Origin of the sequence: Salinispora sp. H7-4, from assembly GCF_013416675.1 — a bacterium.
Classification (GTDB): domain Bacteria; phylum Actinomycetota; class Actinomycetes; order Mycobacteriales; family Micromonosporaceae; genus Micromonospora; species Micromonospora vitiensis.
The window spans coordinates 1-12,753 of sequence record NZ_JABZED010000041.1; the positions used below are offsets into that span (position 1 = coordinate 1).

A 12,753-nucleotide genomic window follows, 5' to 3' on the forward strand; every position below is an offset into this window, starting at 1 on the left:
GGCTGCAATCCGGTGAACGGGAAGATCCACTCCGGGCGGGCTGACGTGATCACCTGCACCCCGAACATCCTGCACGACTGTCCCTAACAGACGGACATCGGGGTTACGAGACATCCCTTAGGGAGGCCGATTGACTACACTCACCCGCCGTGGCGGATGGTGGAGTCAAACCAGGAATGCGAGATGACCGTGCCTGGCCGTCCAACGCGATTCCGGTGTCGGCCGGGCTGGCCGTGGGAGCATTGGCCGTGGCGGTCTATTTCGCGCTATCAGATGCCGAGGTCGCGCTCGTAGTATTACCGTTCGTCGTCGCAGCGGCGTCCAGCGCGGGCCTGACAATCTCTGCGATCCGTTGTTGGCTCAGAGGCGAGGCGATCCCGACTCGGTTCAGCCTGCTTTCCTTGGCACTCGGACTCCTCGGCTTGAACCTCTCCTGGATCGTCGGCGTGGACGGAGTCGGCGCTGCATTCTTATCGGGGTTCGTGTTCGGGCTCGCAGTCGGCAACATCCAGGCAGTTCGTATGGCCCGCGCCAATCGTGGCGAGTCGGTGGGCTGAGCCCGAAGCGCTTCGGTATCCTCTCAGTTCTGGTTGGCCACTTCCAGCCCGAGGCCAACACTGGCATGCCGGCTCAGCGTAAAGGGCTGACCGTCCACCGTCATGCCGGACTTGCTGGGGCAGGGCATTGAAAGCGGAATGGCGCTCACCGGACCGGTGAGCGCCACCCAAAATTAGAGCCAGAACTCTGGTGGCCAAGGGCGCCCAGAGCGTTCGCCGTGATTCTACTACAGCTCACCGCCACAAACACCCCACTGCGCTGGCGGACTGCGGCGGCCAGGGCGTTTGAACGCTCGCTAGCTCAAGTCGAGCAATGGCCAGCGGAAGACACCGCGACGGCCACCTCCGCCCTGGTCCCGAGCCGGGTGATCGAGCCACGCGTGCTGGGCACCACCAGTGGTGGCGGTAATCCCGACACGATCGCGCCGCGGCTTATCGTGGCAGGGGCGTCATTCCGGTAGGCCCACTCAGGACGCCGGTCTGCACGTTGAACGCCGTCATGCCTGCCGAATTGGCCGCCTCGACACCCGCCTGCGTGTCCTCATAGACTAAGCAGTCGGCCGGCTCAGCATCGAGCCGCTGGGCAGCCAGCAAGAAGATATCCGGCTCGGGTTTGCCCCTGCCCCGCGGCACATCACTCCAGGTGACGACGACATCAAACAAGGCTGCAAGGCCTGTCGCTGCGAGCCCGGCAGCCACGACGTTTCCGGACGAGTTCGAGCCGATGCCGAGCCGCTGGCCGCGCTGCCGTGCGGTGCGCGCGACCAGGGCCACTTCGTCGATCACCTTGAGCTTGGGGGCGGCGGCCCGCACGTACCTGCGGCACCTGCCGATAATTTCGTCAATCGGTTCCGGCAGATGGCCAAACTCCTGCTCCCACACGAGCAGCAGGTCCGGCGACGCAATCGCCTGCCGCGGCCAATACCAATCCGGATCTAGCTTCACTCCCACATCTGCCATCGCACGCACCAAGGCCGTAAAACAGACCTTACTGGAGTCCACCAGGGTGCCATCCCAGTCAAATATCAGGGCCTCGTAGGCCCTACCGTCCGGCACGGTCGCGCGCGTGGTCATTGGGTAAACCTCCCAGCAGCGAGCCTTGATCCGACCAGAATGGGTTCACCCACGGACCTGGACGATGGGCACTAGCGTTGCAGCGAGGCCAGGAAGGACCGCCAGGAACCTGGATCGATGTTCAGCGCCGGCCCCGCCGGATCCTTACTGTCCCGCACCCCCACCACACCGGCCAGGTTCGTTGCCACTTCGACACAGTCGTTGGTCTGAGCACTGCGACTGCTCTTCCGCCAGGTAGCACCCGTCAAGTCCATGACTCCGTCACTTCCCTCACCAGTTCGATCGACTTCTGTGGAGGCAACGCCTCGCCAAGGCTAGCTTCCCAGACCCGTTGCAACCGCCCGAGATCCGACGGTTGATCGACTTCCTGCCCACCCACCTGCGTTGCCAGGAACGCCAACTCTGTCTCCTCACGGAGGGTCGCGAGGATGAACGGCCCGCCCATCCCCGGATACTCCTGCCCTGACAGTGGCACGACGTGTAACCGAACACGGGGATGCTCGGTCGCCACCCGGGCGAGGTGAGCAGTCTGGTCGTACATGGTCTTGCGGGTCCCGACCTGACGACGCAGAGCGGCCTCGTCTACCACCGCCACCAGGCGCGGCTGCTCCTCGTCGTAGAGGATGCGCTGTCCTTCCATCCGCTCGTTGAGCCGAGCCTCCACCTCCGCTGCCTCAAGCAGGCCACCCGCCTCAAAGACGGCGCGGGCGTATGCCTCGGTCTGGAGCAGGCCGGGAACGTAGAGCGGTTCGAACCACCGCAGCACCCGCGCCTGCGAAACGATCTCGCCGCCGCCGCGTAGCCACGGTTGGGCACGATCCAGACTGACCAGATTCGCCAACATGCGGGTGAAGAGGCCGCCGGTGTCCAGCGCCTTGTCGAACTGCTCGAGATACTTGCTGGTCGGGGGCGCCTGCCCCAACTCCACCGCGCTGATCATCGACGGTGAATAGTTGATGAACTTGGCCAACTCCTCCTGACTCCAGCCCCGCCGAACCCGCGCCCGCCGCAGCTCCGCCACCAAAAACGCCGCAGCGGTCATCTCTCCAGTCGCCATCTCCAACCGCCCTCCACGAACCGGTTGATCGACTCCAATACCGCGCCACCCGCAACCCCAGCCCCACCCAAAGGCTCTCGCGCAGACGGCCAAACCCTTCCGACCGTAGCCGCGCCCCCAGCACACTGTGAAGCACGACGCCCGCCTCCATTCCCGAGCACACCGTTCTGGACGATCAACTCCACGGTTTGATCACATAGTCGGATGAACAACGTTGGGAAGCGCGTAGCGGTTGTTACGGGAGCCAACCGAGGACTCGGCTACGCGATCACGCGGCGACTGGCCGCGCAAGGCCTACATGCGGTGCTGACGGCCCGAAGTGAACGGGCTGCCGAACAGGCTGCGGCGAAGCTTCGCGAGGAAGGGCTGTCGGTTTCGTCGCACCAACTCGACGTGACCGACCCGGCGAGCGTCGTCCGGGTGATGGCAGACACTGGAGTCACTTTTGGTCGGCTGGACGTGCTGGTAAACAATGCCGCCGTAGCCATCGACCGAGGCCAGCAAGCAAGTGCGGCAGACATGGAGAAGGTTCGCGCAACCATTGATGCCAACCTGATGGGAGCCTGGCGTTGCTGCACAGCAGCCATACCCGAAATGCGCAAACTCGGGTATGGCCGCATCGTAAACGTCACTACCCATATGAGCACCTTCGGGCAGATGAATTCTGGCAGCGTGGCCTACCGAATCTCCAAAACCGGGCTGAACGCCTTGACCTGCATCCTGGCCGCGGAGCTCCATGCGGCGAACATCCTGGTGAACGCCGCCTCACCAGGCAGGGTCGCCACCCGAATGGCCTATGGGAAAGCAGAGCAGACTCCGGACGAGGCTGCCGACACCTTCGCTTGGCTGGCGACGCTGCCAGATGACGGGCCCACCGGGCAGTTGTTCTACCAACGCGAGCCGCTTCAATGGTGACCGTCGATAGGGCTAGCGACGCAGGGACGGTGACGTACCCGCTCCGGGTTGAACCGCGGCCAAAGCTCCTTCCGCAGGTTGCGGGGTGAGGCGACGGGCGGCGCGGACGGCATCGACGGTGAAGACGGCGAGCGCGAGCCAGACCAGGGCGAAGCCCGCCAGGCGAGCGGGAGGCATGGGCTCGCGGAAGATGATGACGCCGCAGCCGAGTTGGAGAATCGGGGCGAGATACTGAAGCATCCCGAGGCTGGTGAACGGCAGTCGGTTGGCCGCACCAGCAAACATCAGCAGGGGAATCGCGGTTGCCGCACCGGCCGAGACCAACAGGGCGGTGTGTCCCGCCGACACCGCCCCGAACGCGGCCCCGCCGGTGCCACCCAGCCACGCCAGGTACGCGAGCGCGGGTAGGGCGAGGACCGCCGACTCCACGAAGAGCCCCTCGGCGGCGGGTAGGCCGAGGCGCTTCTTGACCAGTCCGTACCCGGCGAAGGTGAACGAGAGGACCAGCGCCAGGTACGGTGGGCGGCCGTAGTCGACGGTCAGCACCACGACCGCCGCCCCGCCCACCCCCAGTGCCGCCCACTGCGCGGGGCGCAGCCGCTCCCGCAGTACGAAGACGCCGAGTAGCACCACGACGAGCGGGTTGACGAAGTATCCGAGGGAGGTCTCCACCACCCGCTCGGAGTTGACCCCGTAGATGTAGGTGCCCCAGTTGAGGGCGACCAGTACGGCGGCGATACCGAGCGCGGCCAGGGCCCGCGGTCTGCGCAGCAGCGCGCGCAGGAAGCTGCGGTTGCGCATCGCTGCCAGCACCAGCGCGACGAAGACCACGGACCAGACGATCCGGTGGGCCAGGATCTCCACCGGGCCCGCCGGCCGCAGCAGTCTCATGTAGAGCGGGGAGAAGCCCCAGAGCACGTACGCGCCGATGCCGTACAGGTAGCCGAGCTTGCGAGGCATCACCCCGTAACGCTAAGGGACGGCATGCGCTAAAGGGCGATGCGGACGGTGACGGTCAGGACGAGCTGGGCCAGCGACACGGGGACCAGCACCAGCCAACAGAGCCGTTGGAGCTGATCCGCACGCAGGCGTGGGTAGCTGACCCGGAACCAGATGATCACGAAGCTGACCGCGGCGACCTTGAGCAGCGTCCAGAGCCAGCCGAGCTGCGCGTCGGCGAACGGCCCCTGCCAGCCGCCGAGGAACAGCACGGTGGTGAGCGCGGCGATCACCACGACCCCCACGTACTCGGCGAGCAGGAAGAACGCGAACCGCAGGCCGGTGTACTCGGTCAGGTAGCCGAACACCAGCTCCGAGTCGGCGATCGGCATGTCGAACGGCGGCCGCCGGATCTCGGCGAGCCCCGCCACGAAGAAGACAATCATCGCGGGGGCCTGCCAGATCAGCCACCAGGGCTGCCACGCCTCGACGATGCCCGGCAGGCTCAGGGTGCCGGCCGCCATCGCCACCGACGCGGCGGCGAGCACGAACGGCAACTCGTAGCCGAGTAGCTGGGCCGCGGCGCGCAGACCGCCGAGGAGGCTGTACTTGTTGGCGGAGGCCCACGCCGACATCAGCACGGCGACCACGCCGACGCCGACCACGGCGAGCACGAAGAAGAGCCCGATGTCCAGCGGTTGCCCGACCAGATCACCCGGCCCGAGTGGGATCACCATCAGCACCAGCAGGTAGGGCACCAGGGCCACCACCGGGGCGAGCCGGAACACCGGGCGGTCCGCCCCGTTGGGGGTGATCTCCTCCTTCTGCACGAACTTCACGCCGTCCGCGATCAGCTGCGCCCAGCCGTGGAAGGCGCCGGCGTACATCGGGCCCAGCCGGCCCTGCATGTGCGCCATGATCTTGTGCTCGGCCTGGCCGACCAGCAGCGGCAGGGTGAGGAAGGCGACCAGCACCGCGCCGGCCCGCAGCAGCAGCTCCACCCAGGGCGACATCAGGCCGTCCCCCCGCCCTCGGGGGGAGTCGGCGCCGGGCCCCACTCCCCCGGCGCGGGCACGCCCGGTGGGCGCATCGGCCGCCGACCGCCACCGGCCTTGGACTCGCCCGGCTCCTTCGCCCCCGGCCAGGGTTTGGCCACCCGGGAGGCGAGGACGAACTCCTTACGCAGCGGATGCCCCTCGAACTCCGGGGGCAGCAGCAGCGGCTTGAGGTCGACGTGGTTGACGAAGTCGATGCCGAACATCTCGTGTGTCTCGCGCTCGTGCCAGGCCGCACCCGGAAAGATGTCGACCACCGAGGCGACCCGCGGCGCCGCGCGGGGCACCCGGGTGCGCAGCAGCAGCCCGTGCCGACGCGTACTGGACCACAGGTGCGCCACCACGTCGAACCCGGCGGCCAACTCGTCCACCGCGGAGAGCCAGTCGAAGAAGTCACAGGCCAGTTCGGCGTCGTCCCGGGCCGCGCGCAGCGCGTCGGTCCAGCTCTCCGCGGGTACGTCAACGGTGGCGCGGGCGTAGGCCTGACCGCCGGAGACCGAGGTGGTGACCTCAACCGGGGCGAGCAACGCGACCATCCGCTGGCCTACCTCGTCCAGAGTCATGCCGCCGATCCTATGACCGCCGGGGTCGGTGTGCGTTGCCCAGCGGGGGCCATTCTCCACCGGGCGGGCGGGCGGCCGATGACTCGACCGGGGCTCCGCCGGCCGGTGGGGCTCGACCGGGGGTCCGCGGTGGCATTCGGCGCCAGTGCCCGCCGCCCTCGGCGAAGATGAGGATCATGCGCGCGGTGACGGTCTCTCCCCAGGTCCCCGGCTCGCTCCGCCTGGTCGAGGAGTGGCCCGAGCCGGCCGCCGCGGAGGGCGCGATCCTGGTCGAGGCGCTGGCGGTGGGGATCTGCGGCACCGATCAGGAGATCATCGCCGGCCAGTACGGCGAGGCGCCCCCCGACCAGGAGCGGCTGGTTATCGGGCACGAGTCGCTGGGCCGGGTGCTGGCGGACCCGACCGGCACCCTGCGCCGCGGGGACCTGGTGGCCGCGGTCGTACGGCATCCCGACCCGGTGCCCTGCCGGAACTGCGCCGTGGACGAGTGGGACATGTGCCGCAATGGGCTGTACACCGAGCACGGCATCAAGGGGCTGCCCGGCTTCGCGCGGGACCGGTGGCGGGTGCAGCCACGTTTCGCCGTGCCGCTCGATGCCGCCCTCGCCCAGGTGGGGGTGCTGCTGGAACCAGCCAGCGTGGTCGCCAAGGCGTGGGAGCAGATCGAACGGGTCGGCCACCGCGCCCGGTGGGACCCGCGGAACGTCCTGGTCACCGGAGCCGGGCCGATCGGCCTGCTCGCCGCGCTGTTCGCCACCCAACGTGGACTGAGCGTGCACGTACTGGACCGAAACACGACGGGGCCGAAGCCGGAGCTGGTCCGAGCGCTCGGTGCCAACTACCACACCGCGTCGGTCAACGAGGTGGACCTCCAGCCGGATGTGCTGGTGGAGTGCACCGGCAACCCGACGGTGGTACTGGACTCGATGTGCAAGGTCGGCCCGACCGGCATCGTCTGCCTGACCGGCGTGTCCAGCGGTGGTCGGACCATCGACTTCGACGCCGGGGCGCTGAACCGGACGCTCGTGTTGGAGAACACCGTGGTCATCGGGTCGGTCAACGCCAACCGCCGGCACTGGAAACAGGCCGCGGCGGCCCTGGCCCGGGCCGACCGCTCGTGGCTGGACTCCCTGATCACCCACCGGATACCGATGTCCGACTTCGCCGCCGCGTACGAGGTCAGCGAAGGGAAAATCAAGGTGGTCCTGGACCTCACCGCCTGAGCTGGGGCCGCCCCAGCAGGGAACCGGGCAGCAGGGAACGGGCTCAGGACGGGTCGGGGCGGGGCGGGGTCAGGACGGGTCGGGCGGGCGGACCGGCGGGGCGGTCAGCGACTCGGTGGAGCGGGGGGCGGGGGCGGGGGCGGGGGCGTCGGCCGGCGCGGCCAGGGCGTCCGGGCGGGGAACCCCGCCGATACCGGCCTCCTCGGCGGCGATCTTCTCCTGCAGCCGCAGGATGCCGTGCAGCAGCGCCTCCGGCCGGGGCGGGCAGCCCGGGACGTACACGTCGACCGGGATGAGCTGGTCAACGCCCTTGGTCACCGAGTACGAGTCCCAGTAGGGACCACCGCAGTTCGAGCAGGCACCGAAGGAGATCACGTACTTCGGCTCGGGCATCTGGTCGTAGAGCCGCTTGATGGCGGGGGCCATCTTGTCGGTGACCGTGCCCGACACCACCATGAGGTCGGCCTGCCGGGGGCCGTGCGCGAACGGGATCACCCCGAGGCGCATGAAGTCGTGCCGGCTCATGCTGGTGGCGATGAACTCGATGGCGCAGCAGGCAAGGCCGAAGTTGAAGACCCAGAGCGAGTAGCGCCGGCCCCAGTTCAGCACGAATCGGATCGGCTCGCCCAGCACAGCCGGCACCTGCACCTCGCAGCCTCCCTCGTCCGTTCCCGGTACGACAGTCAACCACAGCGCCCGCGGCAGCGCTCGACGCAACCGGGCCGACGTCGAGCGCGGCAGCGCCCGGCGCAACCGGGCCGGTGTCGACCCGGTTGCGCCGAGCGTAAGCCGGCGGCGCCGCTCAGGGCGTACCCCCGTCAGTCGTGGGACCAGGTGGGTCGTTGCAGCAGGCCGACGAACTCCATGAGCAGGCGCTCCTGCAGCGCCGCCGGAACCGCTTCGAGCAGGGTGTTCACCACGGCCATCCGGTCCGGCACCGGCGCGGCCGGCCCGGCGTCCGCCGTCGCGCCCAGGCCGAGACCGAGCCCGCCGGCCAGGCCGGCGACCAGGTCCGGGGTGAGCCCTTCCGGGGTCAGTGAGCGGGCGAGGGCGAGCAGTTCCGCGGGGAGCGTGACCGGCCCGGCCGCCCGGGTCGCCGCGATGGCGTCGGCCAGGTCAACGCCGAACTTCGCCACCGCCGGCGCCACCGACGCGGTCACCGTCAGGTGCACGGTGCGCGGTAGACCGGCGTGGGCGAGCTGCGGTTGGGTGTGCCAGCCCCGAGCGGCCAGCTCGTCCACGAGCACGAGCAGGTCCAGCTCCGGATCGGTCGCGGTAAAGCAGATCACGGTCGACTCGGGATCGGCCACGAGCCGCAGCCCGTCCGCGGCCCGGACGACGTCGGCCAGCTCCCGCACCGCGTCCCGGGTCGCCGCCGCCAACCGTAGGTAGCCGTCCTCGCCCAGGTGACGCAGGGTCGCGTAGGCCGCGGCGATCGGCCCGCCGGAGCGGGTGGAGGCGATCACTGGGTTGATCATCGTGTAGCCGGGCCAGTCGGCGTGCACGAAGTACTGCGGCTTCCGCAGCTCCGGGTCCCGGTGCAGCAGGATCGACACGCCCTTCGGGGTGTACGCGTACTTGTGCAGGTCAACCGAGATCGAGGTGACCCCGGGTACGGCGAAGTCGAACGCCGGCACCGGTTCGCCGAGGCGGCGGAGCCAGGGCAGGGCCCAGCCACCGAAGCAGGCGTCCACGTGGCAGCGCACCCCGGCGTCGGCGGCGACCGCCGCGATCTCGCTGACCGGGTCGATGACCCCGTGCGCGTATCCCGGGGCGGAGGCGACGACCAGCACGGTTTCGGGGCGGATCGCGGCGGCGATGGCGGCCGGGTCGGGGCGCAGGGTCTCCGCCGACACCGGCACCATGTCCACGGCCACCCGCAGGTAGTGGCCGGCTTTGGCGAACGCGGCGTGGGCGGTGACCGGCATCACGATCCGCGGTTCGGTGACCTCGGGGTGGGCGTCCCGGGCCGCCTTCACCGCCAGGATCAGCGATTCGGTGCCCCCGCTGGTGACCGAGCCCACCACGTCCGGCGCGGCGGTGCCGGGCCCGCCCCCGAGTAGCTGGGCGGCGGCACCGACCAACGCGTTCTCCATCGCGAGCAGGGACGGGAAGGCGGTCGGGTCCAGCCCGTTGACGTGGGCGCTCTCCGCGTGTGCGGCGGCGGTCAGCTCATCCAGCCCGGGAACCGCCGGGTCGTAGACGTACGCGAACAGCCGCCCGCCGTGGGTGGGCCGGTCGCCGCTGCGCAATGCCCGGATTCCGGCCAGAACGCGCTCCGCCGGCAGTCCGTGGGCGGGCAGCCCCGCTTCGTCGATCATTCAGTGGTGCCCTTTCCGTGGGGGTCGGCGACCGTGGTCGTCGCCGAGGGTCCGGATTCGCGAGAAGGTAGCTCCTCCGCGACGGCGTCGAGATCAGCGGGGGTGAGGGAGTAGGGGCGCAGCAGCAAAGTGGCGGCACCGACCAGGATGGCGGGGAGGACGGTGAAGCCGAGGAGGATGCCGAGCCGGGCGGAATCCGGCTGGGTCGCGGCGGCCCCGGTGTCCGACGAGAGGTAGCCGGAGAGCTGGAGCACCAGACCGAAGATGCCCGGCCCCAGCGCCAACCCGAAGGTCTCCCCGGCGGTCCACACCCCGGTGAAGACGCCCGCCTGGCGCCGGCCGGTGCGGGCCTCGTCGTAGGCGATGCAGTCGGGCAACATGGCGAGGGCGAAGACCTGCTGGCCGGCGTACCCGACGCCGACCAGCGCGACCAGCAGGTAGATGCCGACGGCGGGGAGCACCTCGGCGCCGACCAGGGCCAGCGCGCCGGCGGCGAAGAGGAGCGCGGCGGCGACCAGTCCGGTGCGCTTGCCGAACCGCTGCCCGACCCGGCTCCACAGCGGCATGACCAACAGCGCCGGCCCGACGAAGCAGGCGAACAGGACGGTGGGCCCGCTCTCCGGGTTGCGCAGGATCTGGGTGGCGAAGTAGTTCACCCCGGCCAGAATCGTCGCCACCCCGGCGGACTGGATCACGAAACAGGCCAGGAGCACCCGGAACGGCCGGTTACGGCCGGCGGTCCGGAGTTGGACCCGCAACGACGGCTCGCTCTCCTGCACGATGCCGACCGGCGCGGACCGGGTGCCCACGAACGCCCCGACCGCGCCCAGCAGGATCAGGGCGGCGACGAAGAGCCCCATCCAGCGGTGCCCGGTGATACCGCCGCCGCCCGCGTCCCGCACCAGTGGGGCCACCGCGCCGGAGACCAGGATGGCCAGCGCCAGCACCGCGATCCGCCAGGTCATCAACCGGGTGCGCTCGGTGTAGCCGGTGGTCAGCTCGGCCGGCATCGCCACGTACGGCACCTGGAAGAAGGCGAACGCGGTCGCGGTGGCCAGGAAGGCCAACGCCACGTAGCCGCCGGCCGCCGCCCCGGCGCCGAACGGCGCTGCGAAGATCGCGGCGAAGCAGCCGGCGAGTGCGATCCCGGCGCCGAGGAGGTACGGGCGGCGGGCCCCCCACCGGGAGCGGGTGCGGTCGGAGATCCGGCCGGCGACCGGGTTGACCAGTACGTCCCACGCCTTCGGCAGCAGTACGAGCAGGGCGGCGATTCCCGCCGTCACGCCCAGCGTGTCGGTCAGGTAGGGCAGGAGCAGCAGCCCGGGCACGGTGCCGAAGGCCCCGGTGGCCAGCGACCCGGTGGCGTAGCCCAGGTGCACCCGGCGGGGCAGCGCCTCGCCTCCGGGGAGACCGGCAGGGTCGCCGGCCGGCGCCGGGCGGGCGGTGGAGCCAGCAGCAGGTGGACCGGTTCCAACCGGCAGCGCGTCCATGGCGCCGAATATTACTCACAAGTATGGCGGCGGTCACATCCCCTACTCCGGCGACCAGCCCGTCGCCCGCAGGTCAACCCGGTCGCCGCGCAGCGGTGTCCCCTCGGCGAGCAGCCGGGCCCGGGCCGAGAGCTCGTGCCCGGGGGGAAGCCGGCCGGCCGAGTTCACCACCCGATGCCAGGGCACGCCCCCGCCGTGGCGGGCCAGGATCGAACCGACCAGCCGGGGCGACGCCCGCCCCGATCGTTCGGCGAGGGCGTCGGCCACCGCCCCGTACGACATCGCCCGGCCGGGCGGGATGCGCTCGACCAGTTCCAGCACCGCCTCGACGTACTCCTCGGGTTCCACGACGCGCCACGATATGGGAACCGGGACGGGGGTTGACCGACCGACATCGCAGAATGGGCGGGTGCGCGACAAGGTGACGGCGGCTCGACGGGTGGTCGTCAAGATCGGTTCCTCCTCGTTGACCACGGCGGCCGGCGGCCTGGATGACGGGCGGGTGGACGCGCTCGTGGACACCCTCGGCGCGCTCGCCGCCCAGGGCCGGGAGGTCGTGCTGGTCTCCTCCGGCGCGATCGCCGCGGGGCTGGCTCCACTGGGGCTGACCCGCCGCCCCCGGGACCTGGCCACCCAGCAGGCCGCCGCCAGCGTCGGCCAGGGGCTGCTGATCCGGCGGTACGCCGCCGCCTTCGCCCGGCACCGGCGCACCGTCGGTCAGGTCCTGCTCACCGTGGACGACCTGACCCGGCGGGCGCACTACCGCAACGCGTACCGGACCTTGCGCAAGCTCCTCGACCTGGGCGCGGTGCCGATCGTCAACGAGAATGACACGGTCGCCACCGAGGAGATCCGGTTCGGCGACAACGATCGGCTCGCCGCCCTGGTGGCTGCCCTGGTCGACGCCGATCTGCTCCTGCTGCTCTCGGATGTGGACGCGCTCTGGACCGGGGATCCAGCCCGCCCCGGATCGACCCGGATCGCCGAGGTCCACGACGAGCGGGACCTGTCCGGGGTGGCGATCGGCGGTGCTGGCCGGGCCGGGGTCGGCACCGGGGGCATGGTGACCAAGGTGGAGGCAGCCCGGATCGCCACCGGCTTTGGCATCCCGGTGGTCCTGACCTCCGCCGGCCAGGCGGCCGCGGCGCTGGACGGCAAGCCGGTCGGCACGCTCTTCCACCCCGGGCAACGCCGGCCGGCCGCGCGGCTGTTCTGGCTGGCGCACGCCACCGCACCGCGCGGCCGGCTGCAGCTGGACCCGGGCGCGGTCGCGGCCGTCGTCAACCGACGCAAGTCGCTGCTACCCGCGGGGATCACCGCCGTGCGGGGCGCCTTCACCGCCGGCGATCCGGTTGACCTGGTGGACGCCGATGGGGTGCCGGTGGCCCGCGGGCTGGTCAACTACGACGCGGTGGAGTTGCCCGGCCTGCTCGGGCGCTCCACCGCTGAGCTCGCCACGGCCCTCGGACCCGGCTACGAACGGGAGGTCGTCCACTGCGACGACCTGGTGCTGTTGTAAGGCCGGTGCTGTTGTAAGGCCGGTCTCCGGCCCGGCACGA

The 12,753-nt window shown here is 70.3% G+C and carries 14 protein-coding genes; 4 read left to right on the forward strand and 10 right to left on the reverse strand.

The annotated features are described in order from the left end of the window. Positions 1-176 precede the first annotated feature (176 nt). Positions 177-557 (forward strand): hypothetical protein, encoded by a 381-nt coding sequence (locus H0524_RS16770; protein ID WP_218942148.1) that lies wholly within the window; start codon positions 177-179, stop codon positions 555-557. A gap of 432 nt (positions 558-989) precedes the next feature. Here the strand turns inward: H0524_RS16770 and H0524_RS16775 are convergent, their stop codons facing one another. The 3 genes from H0524_RS16775 to H0524_RS16785 all read right to left on the reverse strand — a co-directional run bounded on the left by H0524_RS16775 (position 990) and on the right by H0524_RS16785 (position 2,688). Beyond that, on the reverse strand, positions 990-1,631 hold the full coding sequence (locus tag H0524_RS16775; protein WP_180199490.1) for an HAD family phosphatase: 642 nt from the start codon (positions 1,629-1,631) through the stop codon (positions 990-992). Positions 1,632-1,702: 71 nt separating this feature from the next. Further along, positions 1,703-1,885, reverse strand: a complete 183-nt coding sequence (locus H0524_RS16780; RefSeq protein WP_018726920.1) for a DUF397 domain-containing protein — start codon at positions 1,883-1,885, stop codon at positions 1,703-1,705. Next, entirely contained in the window at positions 1,876-2,688 is an 813-nt protein-coding gene (locus H0524_RS16785; RefSeq protein WP_180199491.1) for a helix-turn-helix transcriptional regulator, read from the reverse strand. Before H0524_RS16785 ends, H0524_RS16780 begins: the two co-directional genes overlap by 10 nt. 204 nt (positions 2,689-2,892) lie before the next feature. Here H0524_RS16785 and H0524_RS16790 point away from each other — a divergent pair, with 204 nt between their 5' ends. Then, the gene (locus H0524_RS16790) at positions 2,893-3,603 is read left to right on the forward strand and encodes an SDR family NAD(P)-dependent oxidoreductase (protein WP_180199492.1); all 711 of its coding nucleotides are present in this window, start codon (positions 2,893-2,895) and stop codon (positions 3,601-3,603) included. A 12-nt stretch (positions 3,604-3,615) separates the two neighbouring features. Here H0524_RS16790 and rarD read toward each other — a convergent pair whose 3' ends face one another. Genes rarD through H0524_RS16805 form a run of 3 tightly spaced genes read right to left on the reverse strand, consistent with a single transcriptional unit; the run spans position 3,616 to position 6,160 of the window. Continuing rightward, the gene (rarD, locus tag H0524_RS16795; RefSeq protein WP_180199541.1) at positions 3,616-4,563 is read right to left on the reverse strand and encodes an EamA family transporter RarD; all 948 of its coding nucleotides are present in this window, start codon (positions 4,561-4,563) and stop codon (positions 3,616-3,618) included. A gap of 29 nt (positions 4,564-4,592) precedes the next feature. Beyond that, entirely contained in the window at positions 4,593-5,555 is a 963-nt protein-coding gene (locus tag H0524_RS16800) for a complex I subunit 1 family protein (RefSeq protein WP_180199493.1), read from the reverse strand. Then, the gene (locus H0524_RS16805; RefSeq protein WP_180199494.1) at positions 5,555-6,160 is read right to left on the reverse strand and encodes an NADH-quinone oxidoreductase subunit C; all 606 of its coding nucleotides are present in this window, start codon (positions 6,158-6,160) and stop codon (positions 5,555-5,557) included. Before H0524_RS16805 ends, H0524_RS16800 begins: the two co-directional genes overlap by 1 nt. Before the next feature lie 176 nt (positions 6,161-6,336). On the opposite strand from H0524_RS16805, the gene H0524_RS16810 reads away from it, so the two are divergent. Beyond that, positions 6,337-7,383 carry a glucose 1-dehydrogenase gene (locus H0524_RS16810; protein ID WP_180199495.1) on the forward strand — a complete coding sequence of 349 codons (1,047 nt, stop codon included), beginning with the start codon at positions 6,337-6,339 and terminating at the stop codon, positions 7,381-7,383. 69 nt (positions 7,384-7,452) lie between these two features. On the opposite strand, the gene H0524_RS16815 is transcribed toward H0524_RS16810, so the two are convergent. From H0524_RS16815 to H0524_RS16830, 4 genes are all read right to left on the reverse strand, one after another. After that, positions 7,453-8,031, reverse strand: a complete 579-nt coding sequence (locus tag H0524_RS16815) for an NADH-quinone oxidoreductase subunit B (protein ID WP_180199496.1) — start codon at positions 8,029-8,031, stop codon at positions 7,453-7,455. Positions 8,032-8,201: 170 nt separating this feature from the next. Continuing rightward, entirely contained in the window at positions 8,202-9,704 is a 1,503-nt protein-coding gene (locus tag H0524_RS16820) for an aspartate aminotransferase family protein (RefSeq protein ID WP_180199497.1), read from the reverse strand. Beyond that, positions 9,701-11,194, reverse strand: coding sequence for an MFS transporter (locus H0524_RS16825; protein WP_180199498.1), 1,494 nt, complete (start codon positions 11,192-11,194; stop codon positions 9,701-9,703). The genes H0524_RS16820 and H0524_RS16825 overlap by 4 nt, the downstream gene beginning before the upstream one ends. Before the next feature lie 42 nt (positions 11,195-11,236). Next, the gene (locus H0524_RS16830; protein WP_180199499.1) at positions 11,237-11,542 is read right to left on the reverse strand and encodes an MGMT family protein; all 306 of its coding nucleotides are present in this window, start codon (positions 11,540-11,542) and stop codon (positions 11,237-11,239) included. 13 nt (positions 11,543-11,555) lie between these two features. Between H0524_RS16830 and proB the strand changes: the two genes are divergently transcribed. Next, positions 11,556-12,713 (forward strand): glutamate 5-kinase, encoded by a 1,158-nt coding sequence (proB, locus tag H0524_RS16835; RefSeq protein WP_180199500.1) that lies wholly within the window; start codon positions 11,556-11,558, stop codon positions 12,711-12,713. The last annotated feature ends 40 nt before the right edge of the window (positions 12,714-12,753 follow it).

What these genes read in the sequence shown, in the direction of transcription:
- H0524_RS16770 (WP_218942148.1), top strand. Translation starts at nt 177, where the DNA reads ATGCGAGATGACCGTGCCTGGCCGTCCAACGCGATTCCGGTGTCGGCC.
- H0524_RS16775 (WP_180199490.1), bottom strand. Translation starts at nt 1,631, where the DNA reads ATGACCACGCGCGCGACCGTGCCGGACGGTAGGGCCTACGAGGCCCTG.
- H0524_RS16780 (WP_018726920.1), bottom strand. Translation starts at nt 1,885, where the DNA reads ATGGACTTGACGGGTGCTACCTGGCGGAAGAGCAGTCGCAGTGCTCAG.
- H0524_RS16785 (WP_180199491.1), bottom strand. Translation starts at nt 2,688, where the DNA reads ATGGCGACTGGAGAGATGACCGCTGCGGCGTTTTTGGTGGCGGAGCTG.
- H0524_RS16790 (WP_180199492.1), top strand. Translation starts at nt 2,893, where the DNA reads ATGAACAACGTTGGGAAGCGCGTAGCGGTTGTTACGGGAGCCAACCGA.
- rarD (WP_180199541.1), bottom strand. Translation starts at nt 4,563, where the DNA reads ATGCCTCGCAAGCTCGGCTACCTGTACGGCATCGGCGCGTACGTGCTC.
- H0524_RS16800 (WP_180199493.1), bottom strand. Translation starts at nt 5,555, where the DNA reads ATGTCGCCCTGGGTGGAGCTGCTGCTGCGGGCCGGCGCGGTGCTGGTC.
- H0524_RS16805 (WP_180199494.1), bottom strand. Translation starts at nt 6,160, where the DNA reads ATGACTCTGGACGAGGTAGGCCAGCGGATGGTCGCGTTGCTCGCCCCG.
- H0524_RS16810 (WP_180199495.1), top strand. Translation starts at nt 6,337, where the DNA reads ATGCGCGCGGTGACGGTCTCTCCCCAGGTCCCCGGCTCGCTCCGCCTG.
- H0524_RS16820 (WP_180199497.1), bottom strand. Translation starts at nt 9,704, where the DNA reads ATGATCGACGAAGCGGGGCTGCCCGCCCACGGACTGCCGGCGGAGCGC.
- H0524_RS16825 (WP_180199498.1), bottom strand. Translation starts at nt 11,194, where the DNA reads ATGGACGCGCTGCCGGTTGGAACCGGTCCACCTGCTGCTGGCTCCACC.
- proB (WP_180199500.1), top strand. Translation starts at nt 11,556, where the DNA reads ATGGGAACCGGGACGGGGGTTGACCGACCGACATCGCAGAATGGGCGG.